This is a genomic window from Massilia sp. DWR3-1-1, assembly GCF_049898325.1.
Taxonomy (GTDB): Bacteria; Pseudomonadota; Gammaproteobacteria; order Burkholderiales; family Burkholderiaceae_D; genus JAFCUW01.
Window position 1 is genome coordinate 165,312 of sequence record NZ_JAFCXL010000008.1, and the last position, 21,960, is coordinate 187,271.

Below are 21,960 nucleotides of genomic sequence, written 5' to 3' on the forward strand. Positions count from 1 at the left end.
TCCATGAACGAGAACACACCGAAACCTGGCGCCAGCGATCCCCGCCGCCGCCTGTTTTTACGCGCCGCCGGCGGTGCCGGCGCCCTGGCGACGATGGCCACGGTCGCTGGCGAGAGCGCCGCTGTGGCGCCGGCGCCGCAGCCCGCCGTGCTGGCGGCCGCGGCCGAGCCAGTTGGTTATCACGAAACCGAGCACATTCGCCAGTACTACCGCACCGCGAAATACTGGTAAGCCACGGCTTGCCGTTTTCTTTTTCTTTTTCATTTAGTAGTCCCCGGCTTTCTCGCCCAGGAGCGTATCAATGTCCGTCGTAAAAAAATCCGCCACCAGCGCCAGCACACCGGCCAGTCCTGGCGTTGGCCAGGCCCTGCGCCAGGGACTGGCCCGCGCCGCCTCCGCCACCATCAAGCGCCGCTCCTTCCTGGTGCGCGCCGGCCTGACCGCTGGTGCCGCCGGCATGGCGCGCCATTTGCCGTTCAACGTCATCGACACCGCCCAGGCCGACGAGGCCGCCGTGGCGGCCGCCGCCGCGCCCGTCACCAAGCACACCGTCTGCACCCACTGCTCGGTGGGCTGCTCGGTCGAGGCGGTGGTCAGCAATGGCGTGTGGATCCGCCAGGAGCCAGCCTTCGATTCGCCCTTCAACATGGGCGCCCACTGCGCCAAGGGCGCCTCGGTGCGCGAACACGGCCACGGCGAGCACCGCCTGCGCTACCCGATGAAACTGGTGGCCGGCAAGTACGTGCGCATTTCCTGGGAACAGGCGATCAACGAAGTGGGCGACCGCTTGCTGGCGCTGCGGCAGAAGGCCGGCCCCGATTCGATCATGATGATCGGCGGCTCCAAGCACAACAACGAGCAGGCCTACCTGATGCGCAAGTGGGCCGCCTTCTGGGGCACCAATAACTGCGATCACCAGGCCCGCATCTGCCACTCGACGACGGTGGCCGGGGTGGCCCAGACGTTCGGCTATGGCGCCATGACGAACTCGTTCAATGATCTTCATTACAGCAAGGCGGTGATGTTCATCGGCTCCAATCCGGCCGAGGCACACCCCATTTCCATGCTGCACGCGCTGCATGCGAAAGAGCTGGGCGCGAAGATTGTCGTCGTCGATCCCCGCTTCACGCGCACGGCGCGCTTTGCGCACCAGTTCCTGCGCGTGCGTCCCGGCACCGACATCCCGCTGGTGTGGGGCATGTTGTGGCACATTTTCGAAAACGGCTGGGAAGACAAGAGCTACATCGAGCAGCGCACCTACGGCATGGAAGAGGTGCGCAAGGAAGTGGCCAAGTGGACCCCGGACAAGGTGGCCGACGTCACTGGCATTCCTGAGGCGCAAGTGCGCGCCGCCGCGGAAACCCTGGCCAAGAACAAGCCCTCGTCCGTCGTCTGGTGCATGGGCATCACCCAGCACCACATCGGCACGGCCAATGTGCGCGCCCTGTGCATCTTGCAGCTGGCGCTGGGCAATATCGGCAAGTCCGGTGGCGGTACCAATATTTATCGTGGTCACGATAACGTGCAGGGCGCCACCGATGTGGGCCCGAATCCCGATTCGCTGCCCGGCTACTACGGCCTGGCCGAAGGCGCCTGGAAATTTTTCGCCACCGCCTGGGGCGTCGACTACGACTGGATCAAGTCGCGCTACGGTTCCAAGGAGTTAATGGAAAAGCCGGGCATGGTGACCTCGCGCTGGTTCGACGGCGTGCTGGAAAAGAACCAGTTTGTCGATCAGCCCAGCAATTTGCGCGCGGTGATCTACTGGGGCCATGCGCCCAACAGCCAGACCCGCCTGCCCGACATGGTGGCGGCCATGAAGCAGCTCGACACCCTGATCGTGATCGATCCCTACCCGACCATGACGGCGGCCATGCACGGCCGCACCGACGGCGTCTACCTGCTGCCGGCGGCCACCCAGTTCGAAACGCAAGGCTCGGTGACGGCGTCGAACCGCAGCATCCAGTGGCGCGAGCGGGTGATTCAACCGCTGTTCGAGTCAAAAACCGATCACGAGATCATGTATTTGTTCGCCAAAAAGTTCGGTTTCGCCGAACAGTTGTGCAAGAACATCAAGGTGGTCAACAACGAGCCCGTCATCGAAGACATCCTGCGCGAGATCAACCGCACCTGCTGGACCATCGGCTACAGCGGCGCTTCGCCGGAGCGCATCAAGCTGCACGCGGCCAACAAGCACACCTTCGACCCGACCACCCTGAAGGCCGAGTCGGGTCCGTGCGCGGGCGATTACTACGGCTTGCCGTGGCCGTGCTGGGGTACGCCGGAAATGAAGCACCCGGGCACGCCGATCTTGTACAACATCGACAAGCCCGTGATGGAAGGCGGCATGCCGTTCCGCGCCAACTGGGGTGTCGACCACAATGGCGAATCGCTGCTGGCGGCCGACGGCTCGGCCCCCAAGGACAGCGAAATCGACACGGGCTACCCGGAGTTCGACCACGTGTTCCTGAAAAAACTGGGCTGGTGGTCGGACCTGACGCCGCAAGAGCAGTTGCAGGCCGAAGGCAAGAACTGGAAGACGGACGCCTCCGGCGGCATCATCCGGGTGGCGATGGCGCACGGCTGCGCGCCTTACGGCAACGCCAAGGCGCGCTGCAATGTGTGGAATTTCCCCGACCCGATCCCGGTCCACCGCGAACCCTTGCTCTCGCCCCGCCGCGACCTGGTGGCAAAGTATCCGACCTACGACGACAAGGCCAATTTCTGGCGCATTCCCACCTTGTACAAGTCGGTGCAGGCGGTCGACTATTCGAAGGACTATCCTTTGATCATGACGTCCGGCCGGCTCGTCGAGTACGAAGGCGGCGGCGACGAAACCCGCTCCAATCCGTGGCTGGCCGAACTGCAGCAGGACATGTTCATCGAGATCAATCCGCAAGACGCGCACAAGGTGGGCGCCATCACCGACCACTACATCCACGTCGAAACGCCGACGGGTGCGCGCCTGAAGGTCAAGGCGCTGATCACCCCGCGCGTGCCGCCCGGACTGGTGTGGATGCCATTCCACTTCGGTGGCTGGTGGATGGGCGAGGATCTTTTGCGCCATTATCCGGAAGGGGCGGCGCCGATCGTGCGCGGCGAGGCCGTCAACACGGGTTGGAGCTACGGCTACGACGCGGTGACGATGATGCAGGAAACCAAGGTGTCGCTGTGCCGTCTGGCGCGCATTTGACCACCATGAACCGCTACCAAGAGAACAAGGAAGTGCCATGCAAGCACGAATGAAATTTATCTGCGATGTGGAACGCTGCATCGATTGCAATGGCTGCGTGACTGCCTGCAAGAACGAAAACGAGACCCCGTGGGGCGTCAACCGCCGCCGCGTTGTCACGGTCGATGACGGCATGCCGGGAGAACACTCGATCTCCGTCGCCTGCATGCATTGCACCGACGCGCCCTGCCTGGACGTGTGCCCGACCAATTGCATCTATCACACGGAAGACGGCATCGTCCTGCACAACAAGGACCAGTGCATCGGCTGCGGCTACTGCTCGTATGCCTGTCCGTTCGGCGCACCGCAGTTTCCCGAATCGGGGCTGTTCAATCACCGCGGCAAGATGGACAAGTGCACCTTCTGTAACGGCGGCCCGGAAGCGGACCAGTCGGAAGAAGAGTTCAAGAAATACGGCCGCAATCGCATTTCCGAGGGCAAGCTGCCCGCTTGCGCCGAGCAGTGCAGCACCAAGGCCCTGCTGGCGGGCGACGCCGACGTCATCGGCGACATCTACAAGCAGCGCGTCGACACCCGTGGCTACGGCCCCGAGCTGTGGGGCTGGGAGATCGCCTACGACCGCAGCAAGCGCACCGCGGCGCCAGGCGAGCGCCCCGAGGTGCCACGCGTGAACCAGCTGAACGAGACGCAAAACGGCGGAAGGAAGCCCTCATGATGAAATTCAATTGTGTGGCCGCCGCGCTGCTCACGGTCTCGCTGACCGGCTGCCTCGAGGTCGATCAGCATCCGGCCTACGCCGACGGCCAGTACGCGGGCAAGCGCGATAACCGCGTGGCCGATACCACTTTTCGCGGCGACAATGCGGCCTGGAAAAAGGCGATCGTTGAGCGCGCCCGCACCCAGAACGAATACAACCGGGCCAATCCCTGAAAGGCGGCTGTGATGCGTTCATTATTTGATTCCAGTTTCACCAAGCGGATCGCCCGTGCGGCCTGCGTGGCCCTGTGCGGCTTGAGCCTGGCCGGTGCCAGCCTGGCCGAGGTGCCCAACAAGTCGGCCAAGCCGGCCTATGCCGAAGAGCAGACCATCATGCAGACGGAGCAGCATGATGCCGAGCCGGGTTTCGGTTCGACGGCCTCCGGCAAGGTGCACATGGACCGCCATTATCTCGGTGCCTACAACGACACCGAGGGCACCGTGCTGCTGCAACGGGGCGGCAATACCTGGCGCATCCTGCGCAACGGGCCGATCGCCATGGCGACGGGGACCTTGCTGCTGGTCACGCCGTTGATCATCTTCGGCTTTTATTTCGCCTTCGGTCCGGCCCGCACCATCGAGCCGCCGTCGGGTCGCCGCATCGAACGCTTCAGCCGCTGGCAGCGGCTGGTGCACTGGTGGACGGCCTACAGTTTTATCGCGCTGGCCCTGACGGGCCTGGCCATCATGTTCGGCAAGAAGATCATCTTGCCGTGGCTGGGGCATGACGCGTTTTCGTGGGTCGCCATCATTTCCAAGTATGTCCACAACTTTGTCGGCCCCCTGTTCATTGTCTGCTCGGTGCTGTTGTTCGTCACTTTCGTGAAGAACAATTTCTTCAGGCGCTGGGACTGGCCGTGGCTCAAGCAACTGGGCGGCCTGGCCAACCACAAGCATCCCGATGCGGCCTACTTCAATGCGGGCGAAAAGATCTGGTTCTGGGGCGGCGTCGTGCTGCTGGGCCTGTTGATGTCCGCCACCGGCCTGGTGCTCGATTTCACCAATTTCGGCCAGACCCGCTACGTGCTGCAGATCGCCAATTACCTGCACATCGGCGGCGCCACCCTGTATATCTTCGGCGCCATGGGCCACATCTACCTGGGCACGGTGGGCACGCCCGGCGCTTACGAGGCGATGCGGCACGGTACGGTCGATGCCAGTTGGGCAAAGTCGCATCACCGCCTGTGGTACGAGGAGGTGGCCGGCACGGTGCCGCCGTCATCGACCCCGGCAAGCGATGCCAGGGGGCGCGCATGAAAACCCTCCTGTCATGCCTGATCCTGGCGAGCGCGGCCCTGACCGCCGCCTGCTCGCGCGAGGCCCACTACGACCAGCGCCAGACCGGCATGCCGGGCGTGGTCAGCAGTGGCGGCGGCACCAGCGGCGAAGTCATCGCCAGCCATAAAAAGCCCAGTAGCGACGCCAGTTACGCCGGCGGCACGCCGTTTCACGCGGGCGGCGCCGGTGGCAACACGGGCGGCACCGCCACTGCGGGGGCGGTGGCCGAGTCGGGTCACGGGCCGTCGGGCACTACCGCACCGCCAGCGGCCAAGACCACCCCCAGCGGACAATAAGAGGGGCCATGGAGAACATCGTGAAATTGAGCAATCTAATGAACAAGACGCTGAACAAGACGCTGAACAAGACACTGAACAAGACACTGAGCAAGACGGTGGCAGCGCTGGCGCTGGCAGGCACGTGCGGCCTTGCCGCTGCCGTGTTGCCACCGCCGAGCGCGGCGCAGGCAGAAGCGCAGGCGACCAAGAAGGCTGCCGCCGATGCCCAGGCCGCCAAGGATAAGCAAGCGCTGCTGGCGACCATGGACACGCTCGCCACGCGCTGGCGGGGCGACGCCAAGGCCAAGGGCTTGACGGTGAACCCGCCCACGCCGATCGCCGCGCCGGTGGTAGCGGTGACGATGGCGGCCAAGGAATCGGGCCCGGCCGGTCAGCCCGACGGCAAGCTCACCGCCGCCGGTGCAGCGGCGCCAAAAACCAGCGAGAAGCAGGGCACGGCGGTGCCCAGTGGCGACGTCAAGCCGGCGCCGTCGCCGCCGGCCGCCACGGTCAAAACGGTCAAGTGATCAGCGCGCCGGCTGCTGGCGCTGGCGGCGCCGCAGCAATGCAAGCGCGGCGCCGGCGCCCAGCAACAGTGCGGGCGTAGCCGGTTCCGGCACCTGGGCGGCCAGCGAGGTGACGGTGCCGCTGGTGATGCGCCGGTAGGGATTGCAGTTGTAACATTCGTACGTGAGGGCCTGGTTGAGAGCGTAGACGCCACCGGCGTTGGTGAGCGGATTGGTGAAAGAAAAATTGAAGACGCGCTGGCCGTTGGTGGTGATCAGGGTGAAATTGTTGGGACCGGCCCCACCGCCAAAGTACAAGCCGCTGTCGAGTTTGTTCCAGGTGAAAGCGCTCAGGATGCCGGCCGTGGTGCTGATGCTGAAGGCCGACGACAGGTGGGTATCGGCATCGAAGGTGAATGAACCGGTGGCGGTGGCACCGTCGCTGAAGATGACGTTCTCGAGCGTGTAAGTGATGGGGGTTGCGCTGGCCGACATGGCCGCTGCGAGCAGGACGCAGCCGGCGATGATTTTTTTGTTCATGGTTTTCCTCGGTTGTGGAATCGTTGATGAAGTTACTACGGGGAGCCCGCTTGGCACCCCGACGACGCCCTAATTTGAAAATCACCACTTGTCTGTATGGACGCCGTTGCGTAACAAGCAAATTACGTGCCAGATATATTTAAATCAAAGTAATCAAGTGCCTGTCATTTTTTTGGGCGAATCCCTCGCGCCGCGGTGTAAGTTTTTCTGACAGTCATACTGCTTAGAACCTATCCCGGTAGGTAGGAGGAAGCGGATTGCGATGCATGGCAGCCGAGGGCAAGGCGCGAGGATGACGCATGGCGAGCCATGCGAAGACGAGCAACGCCGCCATCGGTTGCCAGGCGCGCAAGCAGCGACTCCGACCTACCGGGATAGGTTCTTAGTACGTGGTCACATCGTCAAGAAGTGCGCAGCGCACGTAAAATATTGAAAAGGACGCAGCGATGCATTCGGAATCAGACAAGGCCGTTTCGATCGAGGCCAGCCCCATGGTCGGCGTCAAGCCAATCGCCCGCATGCCGGTCGCCATCGTCATGCAGCGGCGCGTGCTCCAGCATCGCTGGGCCGACGAGGCATGGGCGGCGGTGGCGGTGATGGCCGATCGCGGCGGCTTGCCGGCCGTGCAGACCTTGAGTGAGGATGCCGACCGGCAGTCCTACCTGGTGTCTGGCCTGACACTCGAACTGTTTTCCGACGAAAACGAGGGCTACCACGAGAACTGGCTGGCGCCCGAATCGAAGGTGTTCGTCATGTGGCGCATGCAGGACGGCAAGGCGATGCCCTTGCGCGCCTCCGTCAGTTACGTCGAGGGAACCCGCATGTTCGACTCGGGCGAGTCGGCCGATGGCGTGGCCATGCCGGCCGAAATTCACGCCTGGCTGGGCGAGTATCTGCGCCTGCACTACACGCCGCGCGCGCCCGGCGGTGAACAGCGGCATGGCAAGCGCGCCCGCACCTAGGATGGCCCATGGCTGACGAAGGCTTTCTCAAGCGCTGGGCGCGGCTGAAGGCGGCGCCGGAGCAGGCGCCGGTCGTGGCGCCCGTGCCGGCCCCTGCCGTGGCGACGGTCGTGGCGCCCGTGCCGGCCCCTGCCGTGGCGACGGCGGCGATCGCGCCTGCGCCGCTGGACGGTGCCGATGCCGTCGCGCCCGCGCCCGAGGTGGCGCCACCGACCATCGCCGATGCGGCCGCATTGACGGCCGACTCTGATTTTTCCGTGTTCGTGGGCAAAAATGTCGATGCCGCCGTGCGTCGCCTGGCCATGAAAAAGCTGTTCGCCGATCCCCACTTTCACGGCCATGACGGCCTCGACATTTACATGGGCGACTACAATCTGCCCAGTCCCGTGTCGGCCGACATGCTCGCCCAGATGACGCACAACAAGAACATCTTCGCCAAGCTCGACGATGCTCTCGACCGACTCGACGCCCTCGTCGACACCGACCAGGCTGCCTCGCCAGTGCCAGTGCCAGTGCCAGCGCCAGCGCCGGTGCACGCCCCCCTACCAGACACCCCCGAGACGGCGGCCCCCGCGCCGCCGTCTCCCGATCAGGAAGCTGCATGAATCTATCCGCCGTACTATCCCCCCTCGCGCGCGCCAGGACGGCCGCGCTGGCCGCTGCGGCCGCCTTGCCCGATCCCGATCCCGTTTCCTCCATCAGCTACGACTCGACCGGGCGGACCTTGATGATCGGCGCCGCCGCCGACGTGGCGCCGTGGGCGCAGGGCCTGTCTGCGCTATTGCCCCTGACGGTACTGATCACCGACGCGGCCGAAGACGAGGACGGCGCCGCAGCGCGCCTGTACCCCGTGCACCGTGTGCAGCGCGTTCATCTCGACGGCTACCTGGGCGCCTTCGAGGCAGTCTGGGACGCCCACGGCGACGTGGGGCGCGGCAGCTACGACGTGGTGCTCGATTTGTCGGACACCGCCCTCATCGCCCGGCACGAAAAGCCGCCCGGCTATTTTGCCCCCGGCGCGGACATTGGCAAGCGCGCCGACGCCGTGCGCGAACTGGCCGACATGATCGGCGAATTCGAAAAGCCGAAGTACTTCACGTACAAGGAGCGCCTGTGCGCCCACAGCCGCAACAAGCTGATCGGCTGCAATGCGTGCATCGAGATCTGCTCTGCAGAGGCGATTTCCGGCCGCGGCGACAAGATCGTCGTCAACCCGAACCTGTGCGCCGGCTGCGGTGCCTGCGGCACGGTGTGTCCGACGGGTGCGCTCAGCTACAACTACCCCAGCGCCGCCTACACGGGCGAGCGCCTGCGTGCGCTCATTGGCGCCTACCGCGCGGCGGGCGGCGGCGCGCCCTCGCTGCTGTTTCACAGTGGTAAGCATGGCAAGGCCCTGATCGCCGACCTGGAAGCGGGCGCCGGCGGCGTGCCGGCGCACCAGGTTCCCATCGAAATCGAGCACACCGCGTCGGTGGGGATCGATGTCTGGCTGGCCGCGTTTGCCTACGGCGCCGGCGCGATCGACGTCTTGATGACGGACGAAGAGGCGCCCCAGTATCGTGGCGCGATCGGCGCGCAGATGGAGATCGCCAATACGGTGCTGGCCGGGCTCGGCTGGCCCGCCTTGCAGTGCCGGCTGATCGAGGCCAGCGCCAGCGCCAGCCTGGCGCTGGCGCTGGAGCGAGCGCCGGTGGCGATCGCACCGTTCGACGGCGCCGGCTTTCACGTGATGGCCGACAAGCGCAACACGCTCGACCTGGCCCTGACCCACCTGGCGCTGCACGCGCCCGTCAAGGCCGAGCTCATCGCCTTGCCGCCGGCCAGTCCGTTCGGCAACGTGCGCGTCGATACCGGCAAGTGCAGCCTGTGCATGGCCTGCGTGGGCGCTTGTCCGTCGTCGGCCCTGATGGACAGCACCACGGTGCCGCAATTGCGCTTTGTGGAAAAAAATTGCGTGCAGTGCGGCTTGTGCGAGACCACCTGCCCGGAAAGCGCCATCGTGCTCGAGCCGCGCCTGTCGTTGCTCGACACCTGGAACAAGCCCGTGGTCAAGCACGAGTCGACCCCGTTCTGCTGCATCCGCTGCGCCAAGCCCTTTGGCAGCTTGCAGATGATCACCAACATGATTGCCAAGATGGGCGGCCACGCGGCCTTTGCGGGCCACCTCGACCGCCTGCGCATGTGCGGCGACTGCCGCGTGATCGACATGATGAAAAGTGGCGACAGCGCGCGCGTGACGGGGCGGGCGCCAGGTTAAGTTGGCGCCATGGCGCGGCGTGCCACGGTGGCGCCCGGCCGCCGGCGGCACGCGCCCTCGATTGATTCGTGAAACGGGTGTCGCGCGAGGCTGGAAGGGCAGGGCGGCAAGGCTGTAAAATAGCCTTCTTTAGCCTCACATAAGAATCGCCATGACCGTCGTCCGCACCCGTTTCGCTCCCAGCCCAACCGGCTACCTTCACCTTGGCGGGGCGCGTACCGCCCTGTACTCGTGGGCCTTCGCCCGCCACTTCGGCGGCACCTTTATCTTGCGCATCGAAGACACCGACCTGGAGCGTTCGACGCCCGAGGCGGTGCAGGCGATCATCGACGGCATGGCGTGGCTTGGCCTGCATCACGATGAAGGCCCGTTCTACCAGATGCAGCGGATGGACCGCTATCGCGCCGTCATCAAGCAGATGCTCGACGCCGGCACCGCTTACCTGTGCTACTCCTCCCCGGAAGAAGTCGAAGCGATGCGCGAGCGCATGCGCGCGGCCGGCGAGAAGCCCCGCTACGACGGCACCTGGCGTCCTGAGCCGGGCAAGGTCCTGCCGGCGCTGCCGGCCGACCGCACGCCCGTGGTGCGCTTCAAGAACCCGCTAGACGGCGAAGTGAGCTGGGATGACGTCGTCAAGGGCACCATCACCATCGCCAACAAGGAAATGGACGATCTCGTCATCGCCCGTCCCGACGGCACGCCCACGTACAACTTCTGCGTCGCCGTCGATGACTGGGACATGCAGATCACCCACGTGCTGCGCGGCGATGACCATGTCAATAACACTCCACGCCAAATCAATATCTTGACGGCCATCGGTGCCCCCTTGCCTAAGTACGGCCACCTGCCAATGATCCTCGGTGCCGACGGCGAAAAACTGTCCAAGCGCCATGGCGCGGTCAGCGTGATGGACTACCCGGCGCAGGGGTATTTGCCGGAAGCCATGCTGAACTACCTGGCACGCCTGGGCTGGAGCCATGGTGATGATGAAATCTTCACGATGGCGCAGTTCTGCCAGTGGTTCGATCTGAACAATCTGACCAAGTCGCCGGCCCAGTTCAATCCCGAAAAACTCAACTGGATCAACAACCAGTACATCAAGCTGGCCGACAACGAGCGGCTCGCTTCGCTGGCGCGTCCGCGCATGCTGGCCGAGGGCGCTGAGTTCAACCACAATCCGCCGCTGGCGCTGGTGCTGGGCCTCATGAAAGAGCGCGCCAATACCGTCAACGAACTGGCCGACGCCGCAATGCTGTTTTACCGCAGCCCGCAGCCCGATGCGGCCCTGCTGGCGCAGCACCTGACCGAGGCAGTCAAGCCGGCGCTGGCGCAGTTCGCGGAACGGCTCGAAACGGTGGAGTGGCACAAGCCGGCACTGGCCGCGATGATCAAGGAAGTGCTGGCCGCGCACGGCCTGAAAATGCCGCAACTGGCCATGCCCCTGCGCCTGATCCTGGTGGGTCAGTTGCAGACGCCGGCGATCGACGCCGTGCTTGAGTTGTTCGATCGCGACGCGGTTTTGGCGCGTATCCGCAAATATCTTTGATTTAGCCATTTCGGCATTTGCGGAATGCAAGAGTTTGGTCTATAATTCTGCTTCTTCACCGGACGGGGGTATAGCTCAGCTGGGAGAGCGCTTGCATGGCATGCAAGAGGTCAGCGGTTCGATCCCGCTTACCTCCACCACGTTGAAGAAGTAGTTGCAGTAAATTGCAGTGTGTTTCAAGCAGTAAAACGTAGCAATACGGGTTGTTGGAAGTTCCAGGTCCCCATCGTCTAGAGGCCTAGGACATCACCCTTTCACGGTGAGTACAGGGGTTCGAATCCCCTTGGGGACGCCAGGTTTTTCGAGAGTGCAGAAAGCGTCGTTGGCAGAAGTTTGTCGATCAACGTTCCCTGGTTATCAGGGTCTTTTGCACCGCTCAATTGGGGGGTATAGCTCAGCTGGGAGAGCGCTTGCATGGCATGCAAGAGGTCAGCGGTTCGATCCCGCTTACCTCCACCAAGTTTTGTTGTAAAAGTTCGGGTCCCCATCGTCTAGAGGCCTAGGACATCACCCTTTCACGGTGAGTACAGGGGTTCGAATCCCCTTGGGGACGCCAACACACGCCAGCGGTGTGGTGGCAGCAAGGAAGCAGTAAATGCGTCGTAACAAGTGTGCGCACGAAGTGAGTGCGGCACGACAGGTCAGGGTGTAGTATGAGCCCAGGACAGATTTCTGTCCCCATCGTCTAGAGGCCTAGGACATCACCCTTTCACGGTGAGTACAGGGGTTCGAATCCCCTTGGGGACGCCAGTTAAAAACCGGAGCAGACCAGCGCGCATGCGCATAGGTGCTCCGGTTTTTTTATGGCTAAACGGTTTGTCAACCGTCGCTCGGCCAGGGCGCACCGGCACGCTCGCGGTCCGTGCCGCGGCGTTGACGCACCAGGAGCAGGCGGAGTGCCCCTGATCCTGGTGCCTGGTATGGCTTCTTGTTCTTTTTTCTTCTTTGCGTTTGTCTCCCCTCGTATTTTCTTGATTGTCGCTACAGACCCCGTGGGCGTGCGTGCTACCAGAAGCCGCCGAAGGGATTGCCCAGTTGCGCACCGTTGCCGGGATTCCAGCGGGGATCGATCGACATGGGGGCGAAGGCCTGCGCCTGTGCCGGCGCAAATGGCGCCCGGATGGGCCCCCCAGTGCCCGCGCCAGTCCCCTGCGCTGCCTGTTGCATGCCCGCTTGAACCTGGGGCAATCCCGCTTGCAGGCCGATGGCCACCAGCACATCGGGCATGCCATAGCCGGTATGCTCCGGTTCGCCAATGCTGACGGGCCGCGCGCTCATTTTGATCAGCTGGAACAGTCGCTCGACCCGTTCCGGTCCGCGCGCCTTGAAGGCGTTCTGGAAGTCGGGATGGTGCGCCAGCACCAGCGCTGCCAGTCCCGTCACATGGGGCGCGGCCATCGAGGTGCCATCCCAAGCGGCAAAATTGTTCGCCGGAACCGCCGAAGCGATCGCCACACCTGGCGCACAGACATCGACCTGCGGACCGAAGCAACTGAAGGTGGCCTGGTAATAGCCTTGCGCATCGACCGTCGGTGTCAGCGTTTGCGCGTGATAGCTATCGGGCGGGAACTCGCCCAGCTTGCCGATGGCCGCCACCGCCAGCACATGCGGCGAGGAGGCGGGATACTGGACCGGCCCGCCCGAGTTGCCGGCCGCGACGATGCAGGCAATCCCGGCCCGCTTGGCGCGCACGATCTGCTGCTCGAGCGCTTCCGACGGCTGCGCGCCGCCCAGGCTGAGATTGACGACATCGATCTGGTTCTCGATGCAGTATTCGAGCGCATCGATCAGCTGGCTGATTTGACCGCCTGGAAACAGTTTACATTCATGCAGTTCGGCGTCCGGCGCAAAGCCGCGCATGCCGCTGGCAAGGGCGGCGCCGCCGATCACTGCCGAGCAATGCGAACCATGGCCCAACTCGTCCTTGCGCCAGCCCTGCAGTTCCCCTTTTTGCAGGATGTCGACGCCGGAGCGCACTTGTTCGAGGTTTTGGTGGGTGGTGGCGGCGCCCGAATCGATCACGGCCACCTTGATGCCCTGGCCACGCAGTTGCGGCGGCAACTGGTCCAGGCGCATGGCTTTCTGGCCCCAGCCATAGGCCTGCCGCTGCGGAAAGTCCTTCAAGGTGGGCCAGTCGGACAGTGCGCGCAGGCTGACGACGTTGGGCTCATCGATGCTGATGTCGGGGTCGCGCTGGTAGAAACTCCAGTAGTCGGACTTTGGCTTGACGTACAGCCCGGTGACGGTGCGCGAGAGCTCACTGGGCAAGGCCAGCACCACCTGGCCATTGGCGTCGGCCACCCCGGACACCGGCAGCAGGCTGCCGAACACCGACACCTCGGCGCCGGCCAGGGGCAGGTTGTCAGTGCCCAGCACGGTAACGGCGATGTTGACAGTGGGCCCGCCCGGCATCAGCCCCGTGACCAGTGCCGGCATGGAAAACGTGGCATCGGTGAGTACCAGGTGCTGGTCGCGCTCGACGAGCAGGGTGCCGGCGCCCTGTTGGTGCAGGCGCGCGGCAATCTTGTCGGACATGCGCGCGACCAGCACGCCCTGGCCGCCGGGGCCGCCCGTGGACAGGGTGCTCAGGTCCGTGCGCGGTCCCACCCGGCCGACGAAGTCGATGTCGGGATGGTCGCGCAGCGCCTGCTCGACGCCGTCGAACGAGGGCGCATTGAATACTGCCGGTTGCAAGCCGCCCAGCATGCCGGCGGCCAGACCACCGGCCTGCTGGCGCGGCGCCACCAGGAAGCGCTTGCGGCGCTCGGCGATGGGGCGCCCGGCCGCCCGTACCGCGTTAGCGCTGGCGCTGGCGGTCGTGTCGCTGATGCCTTCGCGACGGAGCCGGCCGGTGCCGTCGCCGGTCCCGCCCTGGTCCGGATCGGGTGGCAGTTCGCTGCCGCTGGAAGATTTCGTGGCCATATCAAATTCCTTTCTGTTCCGGAGCGCCGCTGAACATGGACAAGGGGCTATCCGGTTCGATGATGAATTGTTGAGTTTCGGAAAATTGCTGTTCGAGCGCGCGCGCCTGGTCGTGGCTCATGTCGAGTACCACGGTATGCGCTTGCCCGGGCGGACCGATGCGCTCGACGATGGTAATGGCGGGATTGCTGGCGATGCTGGCCAGGAAAGGCGTCAGTGGCACAGCGTCTCCTGCCGCGCGCACCAGGTAGCGGCCCCGTTCGGGGCCTGTTAGCGTCAAGGCCATAGTGGTTCCTTGCTTGGATTGCTTGATAAAGTGCTCTTCCGCCGTGGACGGCGAAAGAGCACTGCTCGATGCTCACGATGGCGCAGCCCTTCTGCGACTGTGCGTCAATGCATGGTCGGCGAGCCGCCCGCTTGACCCTGGATGCCGCCGTAGCCTTGCGCGAAGCCCTGCTGACCATAGCCGGCCTGCTGCGGCACTTGCCCAAATTGATTCTGAGCAGCGCCGTTGGCGAAGCCAGTGTTCAAGTTAGCTTGCTGGGCAAGTTGCTGGGCGTATTGCTGTTGCTGCAACTGTTGCAACTGCTGTAGCTGCTGCAGTTGTTGCAGTTGTTGCAGTTGTTGGGCCTGAGCGATGTCCGGTCCGGCGGCGAAGGGCAGCATGCGGCCCAGTGAGCCGGCGATGCCGCCGATGGTGTTGCCCAGGCCCGCCTGGCCGAACAGGCCGCCCACGGCGCCGCCCAGGGGACGCGCCACCTGGCCGATCATATTGCCGAGCCAGCCCTGCGGCGCGATCTGGTTTTGCTGGGCCAGTTGGCCCAGCTGCGCCAGTTGCGCTTGTTGGGCCTGCTGCGCATAGGCAGCCGTCACGGGATCGACATCGAAGGGCAGCATGCGGCCCAGTGAGCCGGCGATGCCGCCGATGGTGTTGCCCAGGCCCGCCTGGCCGAACAGGCCGCCCACGGCGCCGCCCAAGGGACGCGCCACCTGGCCGATCATATTGCCGAGCCAGCCTTGCGGCGCGATCTGGTTTTGCTGGGCCAGCTGGCCGAGCTGCGCCAGTTGCGCTTGTTGGGCCTGCTGCGCATAGGCGGCCGTCACGGGATCGACATCGAAGGGCAGCATGCGACCGAGCGAGCCGGCGATGCCGCCGATGGTGCTGCCCAGGCCCGACTGGCCAAACAGGCCGCCCACGGCGCCGCCCAGGGGCCGTGCCACCTGGCCGATCATATTGCCGAGCCAGCCCTGCGGCGCGATCTGGTTTTGCTGGGCCAGCTGGCCCAGCTGCGCCAGTTGCGCTTGTTGAGCTTGCTGCGCATACGCGGCCGTGACGGGATCGACATCGAAGGGCAGCATGCGACCCAGCGAGCCGGCGATGCCGCCGATGGTGCTGCCCAGGCCCGCCTGGCCGAACAGGCCGCCCACGGCGCCGCCCAGGGGCCGTGCCACCTGGCCGATCATATTGCCCAGCCAGCCCTGCGGCGCGATCTGGTTTTGCTGGGCCAGCTGACTGAGCTGCGCCAGCTGCGCTTGTTGAGCTTGTTGAGCTTGTTGCGCTTGCTGCGCATACGCGGCCGTGACGGGATCGACATCGAAGGGCAGCATGCGGCCCAGCGAGCCGGCGATGCCGCCGATGGTGTTGCCCAAGCCCGCCTGGCCGAACAGGCCACCCACGGCGCCGCCCAGCGGACGCGCCACCTGGCCGATCATATTACCCAGCCAGCCCTGCGGCGCGATCTGGCTTTGCTGGGCCAGCTGGCCGAGCTGCGCCAGCTGCGCTTGTTGGGCCTGCTGCGCATACGCGGCCGTGACGGGATCGACATCGAAGGGCAGCATGTGGCCGATCTGGCCAAAATTGCTGCCCTGGCCTTTGTAATCAGGAATCAGATCGGCGAAGGAGCGCGGGATAATGCCTGGCGACATGAAGCCGGGGCGGATGAAGGGGTTGGGGCCAAACGTGCTTTGCGGCGCCATTTGGTCTTGCGATATTTGTGCCAGTTGCGCTTGCTGCGCATACGCGGCCGTGACGGGATCGACATCGAAGGGCAGCATGCGGCCCAGCGAGCCGGCGATGCCGCCGATGGTGTTGCCCAGGCCGGCCTGACCAAACAGGCCACCGACGGCGCCGCCCAGGGGCCGTGCCACCTGGCCGATCATATTGCCCAGCCAGCCCTGCGGGTCGATCTGCTGGGCAAGTTGTGCTTGTTGCTGAGCCTGCTGCGCATAGGCTTGCGCATAGGCTTGAGAAACGGGGTCGGCGCCAAAGGGCAGCAGGCTGCCCACCAGGCCGCCGATGCCGGAACCGATGTTCTGCCCCAGGTTGGCCCTGCCAAACAAGCCGCCAACGCCTTTGCCGATCAGGCCGCCCAAGGGGCCGCCCAGTAGCCCGCCAGCGAGGAACTGCGGCTCGAGCGATTGTCCGATGCCATATTGCTGTTGAAGTCCAGTCATTATGATCTCCACTTGTATCGTTGTTTTCCATACGCGCCATAGCAGTAAAACTGAGGCGCGTGACGCCAACGAGCGGCCGCAACGGTCCGCTCCCGCATGGTTTTACGGAAGGCGCCGCTTGCCAACCGTTGGTCAGAGTAGGACCGGCCCGCATCCGTCGAAGTTTTGTTTTTTTTGCGTTTTTTTGGTGCGACTACGACTAGCGCAAAAGTGCGCCATAAAAGACGGTAAAATCGTGGCCCGCGCCTTGTAGGCGCCCAACGCACTGAGCCGCCGTGTCCGACTTTCATTCATCCCTGGCCATCAAGCCGCCGACGGGCCGCGCCGCCACCCTGGCCCTGTTCTGCAAGGTGGTCGACAATTTTGGCGACATCGGCATTTGCTGGCGCCTGGCGCGCCAGTTGCAAAGCGAGCACGGCATCGACGTCACCTTGTGGGTCGACGATCTGCCGACGTTCCAGCACCTGTGTCCGGAAATCGATGTACACGCCGCCCGCCAGTTGATCGCCGGTGTCACCGTGCGCCACTGGGACGGTCAGGACGGCGCCTTTACGCCGGCCGACGTGGCCGACACGGTGATCGAGTTTTTCGCCGTCGACATCCCCCCCGCCTATATCGCCGCCATGGCCGCCTGCACCCCGCGGCCCGTGTGGCTGAACCTGGAGGGCATGAGCGCCGAGCAGTGGGTGGAAGGCTGCCACTGCCTGCCGTCGACCCATCCGCGACTGCCGCTGGTCAAGCATTTTTTCTTCCCCGGCTTCACCGCGCTCACCGGCGGCCTGCTGCGCGAAGCGGCGCTCGACGCCGCGCGCCTGCGCTTCCAGGCGGACGGCGCGGCGCAGGCGGCATTCCTGGCCCGGCTGGGCGTGAGCGCGGCCGAACAGGACGCCTTCAAGGTCTCGCTGTTCTGCTATCCGCATGCGCCGGTGGCGGCGCTGTTCGAGGCCTGGCAGGCGCACCCGGCGCCGGTGCTGTGCCTGGTGCCGCACGGCGTCGCCACGGATGCAGTCGCCGCTTTCCTGGGCAGCCCGGCGCGGGTCGGCGCGGTCGGCACGCGGGCGGCGCTGACGGTGCGGGTGGTGCCGTTCTTGCCGCAGGACGCGTACGACAAGCTGCTGTGGGCGTGCGATCTGAACCTGGTGCGCGGCGAGGATTCGATCGTGCGCGCGCAGTGGGCGGGGCGGCCGTTTGTCTGGCACATCTATCCGCAGGACGAGAACCTGCACCACGTCAAGCTGCGCGCTTTCCTGCAGCGCTTTTCGCCGCAACTGGACGCCGCCAACGCCCTCAGCCTTCACTGGAACGGCGCCGGCGCCGGGCAGGCCGAGGGCGCCATCGACTGGCCCGGTTTGTGGCGGCAGTACTTCGGCGCCATTGCCAGCAGCGCTGAGCGGGCTGAACAGTGGCAGCGGGCGATGGCCGATCATGGCGACCTGGCGTCGAATCTGTTGCGGTTTACCGAAACAGTGCGGGCCGCAAACCGCTCAGCGCACCAATAACATGCGGTATAATGCGCGGTTGTTTTAGAGCGCTTAACAAGACGCCCATGGCGGTGGTCGCCGGACTAGCTTGCCGGCGGACGCGCCCGGCCCTGAACGTTTTGTTAACCGCTCTGTTTTGTTGGACCCTTCATTTCAGATCAAACGCGCTTCAGGCGATTCGAGCCAGGCGGCGGCAGATGATTTTTTAGCAAACCACTTTTTAGAACTACTTATTATGAAACCTGCAAAAGAAATTCGCGTTGGCAATATCATCATGGTCGACAGCAAGCCAATGATCGTGCTGCGCTCTGACGTCAACGGTTCGAGCCGCACCGGCTTTACCTACAAATGGAAGATGAAAAATCTTCTGACCAACAGCCCGATGGAAAACGTCTTCCGCGGCGACGACAAGTTCGACGTCGTCGTGCTCGACAAGAAGCCGGTCACCTATTCGTACTTCGCCGATCCCCTGTTCGTCTTCATGGACGAAGAGTACAACCAGTACGAAATCGAAGAAGAGAACCTGGGCGATGCCTTGCACTACCTGAAGGACGGCATGGAATGCGAAGCCGTGTTCTACGACGGCAAGGCCATTTCGGTCGAACTGCCGACCACGATCCAGCGCGTCGTCGCTTACGCCGAGCCAGCCGTCAAGGGCAACACCTCGGGCAACGTGCTCAAGGAAGCCAAGCTGGAAAACGCCATCGAAGCGAACCGTCACACCATCTCGGTGCCGCTGTTCGTCAGCCAGGACGACACCATCGAAGTCGATACCCGCACCAACGAATACAAGCGCGTCATCCGTAACTGATTGCCCGCACTTGCATGACCGAAAACGCTGCCTGAATGGCAGCGTTTTTTTTGGCGCTTTCACCGTTAGCTGTTGAGTTTCTTTCGAGCTCAAGCGCCGAAGTGACCGAGCGCCGCTGCGAAGAAGCGCTCGGCGTTGCCGATGCGGCGCAGGTCGATGGCCCAGCACCAGCCCAGGTAATTGTCCAGATAGCGCGTGGCCACGCCGTTGAAGTGATGGAGCCACCGTTTAAAGCGGCTGTGATAAGCGTTGACGTTTTGAATGTGAATGGCTTCACGTACACGAACGCCCTGGCGCAGCTTGATGCTTTGATGGTCGATGCCCGCCTCGCGCGCGAATTTTTTATAGGCCGCATTGGCGTCGCTCACGAGCAGCACATCGCGCTGTAACTTCGGTAGCAGGTGGGTGTGCAAGGCCGTGGCCTGGAGGGCGCCGCGCCCGGCAATAAAATCGATGGTGGCGCCGCCCCGGTCGCGCGCCACCACGATGTTGACCAGTTGCCTGGATATGCCCCGTTTGGAACCGACGCCGCCGCGCTTGCGGGGCGCTCTGCCCAACGGTGTATTTTCCGGCTGACTTTCCTGCCCGCTTTCCTGATCCTTTTTCGGCCCCTTGTCCTGATCACTTTCCTGCTGATTACTCTGCTGGCTGCTCTGCTGCTTGCTCTGCTGCTTACCCTGCCGGTTCCCCTTCTCCGATTCGAGTAAAAACGTCTCGTCGGCCTCGGTGATGCCTTGCAGTGTGGCGGGTCGGTCGAACTTGACCCAGTGCAGGAAGCGGTGGCGCCATCTGAAACTGGTATTGGCGTGCACCTGCACTTTCTCGGCGGCGCTTTTGACGGTGCAGGCCGGGTCGCGCAGGCAATCGAAATACGCGAGCCACTTGCCCTTGAGGCGCAGGCGCGCCAGCGGCGTGCCCGTCAAACCATTGAAGGTTTTTCCACAGGCGCTGCAGCGGTATCGCTGCAGGCCATTGGCGAAGCCGTGGCGGCCGAATTGGCGCGATGCGCAGCGGGGACACGCGCTGCGCGCACGGGCGATCTGATCGATCAGCGCGGCAATGCGCTCGCCGTTGACGAGCGCCGACATAAAGCAGCAGACGGCCAGCCTCTGGTGGGTATTCAAGGCGCGCAGCCGGGAGAACAGGCGGGTGAAATTCGGACGGACCTGCTTGCCTTGTGCCATGCTGCTCTCCCATCACGGTGGTGGAGCAGGTTTGACCTCAGCAATTCAAATCGGTTCGGGGTCGACCCACAGCAAACGGTGAAAGCGCCTTTTTTTTGGCGCTGTCACGCTGACATGCCATGCATTTTTTCGCCCAGGCATTATTTTTACGCTACCATTGTTTAAACAAAATCATGGAGCAATGCATGGATCGCAGGAATTTCGTTCGACTTGGCAGTCTCGCCGCCGCTGCCGCCGGTGCCGTCACCAGCGGTGCCGCCAGCGCCATCACCAGCGGCGCCGCCAGCGCCGGCATGCTCGAGGCGGGCGTGCGCGAACAGCAGGCGGCAATGGCCGCCGGCACCTTGTCCAGCGCCGTGCTGGTGACGCGCTACCTGGCCCGCATCGCCGCCCTCGACAAGCGCGGGCCGACCCTCAACGCGATCATCGAACTCAATCCGGACGCCCTCGACATCGCCCGTGCGCTCGACCGCGAACGGGCCGCCGGCAAGCTGCGCGGCCCCCTGCACGGCATCCCGATTCTGCTCAAGGACAACATCGCCACCGCCGACAAGATGAGCACCAGCGCCGGCTCGCTGGCGCTCGACGGCGTGCGCGCCCGCCGCGACGCCTTCGTGGCTGCGCAACTGCGGGCGGCCGGCGCCGTCATCCTTGGCAAGACCAACCTGAGCGAATGGGCGAACATGCGCTCGACCCATTCGGTGAGCGGCTGGAGCGGGCGGGGCGGCCTGACGCGCAATCCCTACGCGCTCGACCGCAACACCAGTGGCTCCAGTTCCGGCTCGGGCGCGGCGATCGCGGCCAGCCTGGCCACTTTGGCCGTGGGCACCGAAACGGACGGCTCGATCGTCTCGCCGGCCTCCACCTGCGGGCTGGTTGGCATCAAGCCGACCCTCGGCCTGGTCAGCCGCAGCGGCATCATCCCCATCGCCGCCTCGCAGGATACCGCCGGGCCCATGACGCGCAGCGTCAGCGACGCCGCCCTGATGCTGGCGGCGATGGTCGGCGCCGACCCCGCCGACAGCAGCACCAGCGGCGCCGGCACGCCCGGCGCCGACTACGTGCGCGCGCTGGCGCCGGGCGGCCTGCGTGGCAAGCGCATCGGCGTGGCGCGCAATTTCTTCGGCAGCGCCGATGGTGTTGATGCCGTCATCGAGCGCGCGCTGGCGGTGCTCAAGGGGCAGGGCGCGATCCTGGTCGACGTCAAGGTGCCCAACACCGACAAGTACAACGACAGCGAAACCGAGGTGCTGCTGTATGAATTCAAGCCGGGCCTGGCGGCCTACCTGGCCGAGTACGCGCCGCACGCGCCGATTCGCACCATGGCCGACCTGATCGCCTTCAACCTGCGCCACGCCAGCGGCGAACTGCGCTTCTTCGGCCAGGAGCACCTGCTCAAGGCGCAGGAGAAGGGCGCACTGACCGAGCCGGCCTACCTGGAGGCGCTGGCCAACAACCGCCGCTACGCGCGTGAAGAGGGCATCGACCAGGTGCTCAGGGAACACCGGCTCGACGCGCTGGTGGCGCCGACCGGCGGGGTCGCCTGGCTGACCGATTTCATCAACGGCGACCATTACGGCGGCAGCTTTTCCTCGCCCGCGGCGGTGGCCGGCTACCCGCACATCACGGTGCCGGCGGGCTTGCTCAATGGCTTGCCGGTCGGCCTGTCCTTCGTCGGCACCGCCTTCACGGAAGCGTCCCTGATCGGCATGGCCTACGGCTACGAGCAGGCCAGCGGCCAACGCCGGGCGCCCACCTTTGCCCCTTCCGTCAATCTGCGCGCCTGAGCGCA

Annotated in this window: 19 protein-coding genes and 5 tRNA genes; 19 read left to right on the forward strand and 5 right to left on the reverse strand. The window is 64.6% G+C overall.

Translation table 11 applies throughout. From position 1 onward, the window contains the following. Positions 1 to 3 precede the first annotated feature (3 nt). From ACP7EY_RS10735 to ACP7EY_RS10765, 7 genes are all read left to right on the forward strand, one after another. Positions 4 to 231: a formate dehydrogenase gene (locus ACP7EY_RS10735; protein ID WP_426193296.1), complete on the forward strand. Its 228-nt coding sequence runs from the start codon at positions 4 to 6 to the stop codon at positions 229 to 231. A gap of 70 nt (positions 232 to 301) precedes the next feature. Then, complete coding sequence (locus ACP7EY_RS10740) at positions 302 to 3,193, forward strand: molybdopterin-dependent oxidoreductase (RefSeq protein WP_426193298.1); 2,892 nt, start codon at positions 302 to 304, stop codon at positions 3,191 to 3,193. A 49-nt stretch (positions 3,194 to 3,242) separates the two neighbouring features. Beyond that, positions 3,243 to 3,908, forward strand: coding sequence for a formate dehydrogenase FDH3 subunit beta (fdh3B, locus tag ACP7EY_RS10745; protein WP_426193300.1), 666 nt, complete (start codon positions 3,243 to 3,245; stop codon positions 3,906 to 3,908). Next, positions 3,905 to 4,123, forward strand: coding sequence for a hypothetical protein (locus ACP7EY_RS10750; protein WP_426193302.1), 219 nt, complete (start codon positions 3,905 to 3,907; stop codon positions 4,121 to 4,123). Before fdh3B ends, ACP7EY_RS10750 begins: the two co-directional genes overlap by 4 nt. Before the next feature lie 12 nt (positions 4,124 to 4,135). Further along, entirely contained in the window at positions 4,136 to 5,206 is a 1,071-nt protein-coding gene (locus tag ACP7EY_RS10755) for a formate dehydrogenase subunit gamma (protein WP_426193304.1), read from the forward strand. Next, positions 5,203 to 5,523, forward strand: a complete 321-nt coding sequence (locus ACP7EY_RS10760; RefSeq protein WP_426193306.1) for a hypothetical protein — start codon at positions 5,203 to 5,205, stop codon at positions 5,521 to 5,523. Before ACP7EY_RS10755 ends, ACP7EY_RS10760 begins: the two co-directional genes overlap by 4 nt. 38 nt (positions 5,524 to 5,561) lie before the next feature. Further along, positions 5,562 to 6,032 (forward strand): hypothetical protein, encoded by a 471-nt coding sequence (locus ACP7EY_RS10765; RefSeq protein ID WP_426193308.1) that lies wholly within the window; start codon positions 5,562 to 5,564, stop codon positions 6,030 to 6,032. Here ACP7EY_RS10765 and ACP7EY_RS10770 read toward each other — a convergent pair whose 3' ends face one another. Then, on the reverse strand, positions 6,033 to 6,551 hold the full coding sequence (locus ACP7EY_RS10770; RefSeq protein WP_426193310.1) for a PEP-CTERM sorting domain-containing protein: 519 nt from the start codon (positions 6,549 to 6,551) through the stop codon (positions 6,033 to 6,035). It lies immediately after the preceding gene. Positions 6,552 to 6,997: 446 nt separating this feature from the next. Here ACP7EY_RS10770 and ACP7EY_RS10775 point away from each other — a divergent pair, with 446 nt between their 5' ends. The 9 genes from ACP7EY_RS10775 (at position 6,998) to ACP7EY_RS10815 (ending at position 12,066) form a co-directional block, all read left to right on the forward strand. Beyond that, positions 6,998 to 7,513, forward strand: coding sequence for a DUF3305 domain-containing protein (locus ACP7EY_RS10775; RefSeq protein WP_426193312.1), 516 nt, complete (start codon positions 6,998 to 7,000; stop codon positions 7,511 to 7,513). An 8-nt stretch (positions 7,514 to 7,521) separates the two neighbouring features. Then, positions 7,522 to 8,118, forward strand: coding sequence for a DUF3306 domain-containing protein (locus ACP7EY_RS10780; protein WP_426193314.1), 597 nt, complete (start codon positions 7,522 to 7,524; stop codon positions 8,116 to 8,118). Further along, positions 8,115 to 9,770, forward strand: coding sequence for a 4Fe-4S binding protein (locus ACP7EY_RS10785; RefSeq protein ID WP_426193316.1), 1,656 nt, complete (start codon positions 8,115 to 8,117; stop codon positions 9,768 to 9,770). The genes ACP7EY_RS10780 and ACP7EY_RS10785 overlap by 4 nt, the downstream gene beginning before the upstream one ends. Before the next feature lie 151 nt (positions 9,771 to 9,921). Then, positions 9,922 to 11,316: a glutamate--tRNA ligase gene (gene gltX, locus ACP7EY_RS10790; protein WP_426193318.1), complete on the forward strand. Its 1,395-nt coding sequence runs from the start codon at positions 9,922 to 9,924 to the stop codon at positions 11,314 to 11,316. Between the two features lie 64 nt (positions 11,317 to 11,380). Continuing rightward, positions 11,381 to 11,456: transfer RNA gene (locus tag ACP7EY_RS10795), tRNA-Ala, on the forward strand. A 79-nt stretch (positions 11,457 to 11,535) separates the two neighbouring features. Continuing rightward, positions 11,536 to 11,611 (forward strand) — tRNA-Glu (locus ACP7EY_RS10800). An 88-nt stretch (positions 11,612 to 11,699) separates the two neighbouring features. Beyond that, a tRNA-Ala gene (locus ACP7EY_RS10805) sits at positions 11,700 to 11,775 on the forward strand. A 21-nt stretch (positions 11,776 to 11,796) separates the two neighbouring features. Then, positions 11,797 to 11,872, forward strand: a tRNA-Glu gene (locus ACP7EY_RS10810). Positions 11,873 to 11,990: 118 nt separating this feature from the next. Then, a tRNA-Glu gene (locus ACP7EY_RS10815) sits at positions 11,991 to 12,066 on the forward strand. A 255-nt stretch (positions 12,067 to 12,321) separates the two neighbouring features. Here ACP7EY_RS10815 and ACP7EY_RS10820 read toward each other — a convergent pair. The 3 genes from ACP7EY_RS10820 to ACP7EY_RS10830 all read right to left on the reverse strand — a co-directional run bounded on the left by ACP7EY_RS10820 (position 12,322) and on the right by ACP7EY_RS10830 (position 16,692). After that, a complete protein-coding gene (locus tag ACP7EY_RS10820; RefSeq protein ID WP_426193320.1) occupies positions 12,322 to 14,238 on the reverse strand; it encodes a S8 family serine peptidase in 1,917 nt (638 codons plus the stop codon). Position 14,239: 1 nt separating this feature from the next. Continuing rightward, a complete protein-coding gene (locus ACP7EY_RS10825) occupies positions 14,240 to 14,524 on the reverse strand; it encodes a hypothetical protein (protein ID WP_426193322.1) in 285 nt (94 codons plus the stop codon). Positions 14,525 to 14,628: 104 nt separating this feature from the next. Further along, positions 14,629 to 16,692, reverse strand: coding sequence for a hypothetical protein (locus ACP7EY_RS10830; protein ID WP_426193324.1), 2,064 nt, complete (start codon positions 16,690 to 16,692; stop codon positions 14,629 to 14,631). A gap of 275 nt (positions 16,693 to 16,967) precedes the next feature. Here ACP7EY_RS10830 and earP point away from each other — a divergent pair, with 275 nt between their 5' ends. Together earP and ACP7EY_RS10840 are read left to right on the forward strand one after the other, a co-directional pair. Then, positions 16,968 to 18,191: an elongation factor P maturation arginine rhamnosyltransferase EarP gene (gene earP / locus ACP7EY_RS10835; RefSeq protein ID WP_426193326.1), complete on the forward strand. Its 1,224-nt coding sequence runs from the start codon at positions 16,968 to 16,970 to the stop codon at positions 18,189 to 18,191. A gap of 217 nt (positions 18,192 to 18,408) precedes the next feature. Next, entirely contained in the window at positions 18,409 to 18,984 is a 576-nt protein-coding gene (locus ACP7EY_RS10840) for an elongation factor P (protein WP_426193328.1), read from the forward strand. Between the two features lie 89 nt (positions 18,985 to 19,073). On the opposite strand, the gene ACP7EY_RS10845 is transcribed toward ACP7EY_RS10840, so the two are convergent. Beyond that, positions 19,074 to 20,072 carry an IS1595 family transposase gene (locus ACP7EY_RS10845; RefSeq protein ID WP_426193423.1) on the reverse strand — a complete coding sequence of 333 codons (999 nt, stop codon included), beginning with the start codon at positions 20,070 to 20,072 and terminating at the stop codon, positions 19,074 to 19,076. 281 nt (positions 20,073 to 20,353) lie between these two features. Between ACP7EY_RS10845 and ACP7EY_RS10850 the strand changes: the two genes are divergently transcribed. Beyond that, positions 20,354 to 21,955 carry an amidase gene (locus ACP7EY_RS10850; RefSeq protein ID WP_426193330.1) on the forward strand — a complete coding sequence of 534 codons (1,602 nt, stop codon included), beginning with the start codon at positions 20,354 to 20,356 and terminating at the stop codon, positions 21,953 to 21,955. Positions 21,956 to 21,960 lie beyond the last annotated feature (5 nt).

Excerpts from the sequence above, each read along its gene's own strand:
- ACP7EY_RS10735 (WP_426193296.1), top strand. The coding sequence starts at position 4 with ATGAACGAGAACACACCGAAACCTGGCGCCAGCGATCCCCGCCGCCGC.
- ACP7EY_RS10740 (WP_426193298.1), top strand. The coding sequence starts at position 302 with ATGTCCGTCGTAAAAAAATCCGCCACCAGCGCCAGCACACCGGCCAGT.
- fdh3B (WP_426193300.1), top strand. The coding sequence starts at position 3,243 with ATGAAATTTATCTGCGATGTGGAACGCTGCATCGATTGCAATGGCTGC.
- ACP7EY_RS10750 (WP_426193302.1), top strand. The coding sequence starts at position 3,905 with ATGATGAAATTCAATTGTGTGGCCGCCGCGCTGCTCACGGTCTCGCTG.
- ACP7EY_RS10755 (WP_426193304.1), top strand. The coding sequence starts at position 4,136 with ATGCGTTCATTATTTGATTCCAGTTTCACCAAGCGGATCGCCCGTGCG.
- ACP7EY_RS10760 (WP_426193306.1), top strand. The coding sequence starts at position 5,203 with ATGAAAACCCTCCTGTCATGCCTGATCCTGGCGAGCGCGGCCCTGACC.
- ACP7EY_RS10765 (WP_426193308.1), top strand. The coding sequence starts at position 5,562 with ATGAACAAGACGCTGAACAAGACGCTGAACAAGACACTGAACAAGACA.
- ACP7EY_RS10770 (WP_426193310.1), bottom strand. The coding sequence starts at position 6,551 with ATGAACAAAAAAATCATCGCCGGCTGCGTCCTGCTCGCAGCGGCCATG.
- ACP7EY_RS10775 (WP_426193312.1), top strand. The coding sequence starts at position 6,998 with ATGCATTCGGAATCAGACAAGGCCGTTTCGATCGAGGCCAGCCCCATG.
- ACP7EY_RS10780 (WP_426193314.1), top strand. The coding sequence starts at position 7,522 with ATGGCTGACGAAGGCTTTCTCAAGCGCTGGGCGCGGCTGAAGGCGGCG.
- ACP7EY_RS10785 (WP_426193316.1), top strand. The coding sequence starts at position 8,115 with ATGAATCTATCCGCCGTACTATCCCCCCTCGCGCGCGCCAGGACGGCC.
- gltX (WP_426193318.1), top strand. The coding sequence starts at position 9,922 with ATGACCGTCGTCCGCACCCGTTTCGCTCCCAGCCCAACCGGCTACCTT.
- ACP7EY_RS10820 (WP_426193320.1), bottom strand. The coding sequence starts at position 14,238 with ATGGCCACGAAATCTTCCAGCGGCAGCGAACTGCCACCCGATCCGGAC.
- ACP7EY_RS10825 (WP_426193322.1), bottom strand. The coding sequence starts at position 14,524 with ATGGCCTTGACGCTAACAGGCCCCGAACGGGGCCGCTACCTGGTGCGC.
- ACP7EY_RS10830 (WP_426193324.1), bottom strand. The coding sequence starts at position 16,692 with ATGACTGGACTTCAACAGCAATATGGCATCGGACAATCGCTCGAGCCG.
- ACP7EY_RS10840 (WP_426193328.1), top strand. The coding sequence starts at position 18,409 with ATGAAACCTGCAAAAGAAATTCGCGTTGGCAATATCATCATGGTCGAC.
- ACP7EY_RS10845 (WP_426193423.1), bottom strand. The coding sequence starts at position 20,072 with ATGTCGGCGCTCGTCAACGGCGAGCGCATTGCCGCGCTGATCGATCAG.
- ACP7EY_RS10850 (WP_426193330.1), top strand. The coding sequence starts at position 20,354 with ATGGATCGCAGGAATTTCGTTCGACTTGGCAGTCTCGCCGCCGCTGCC.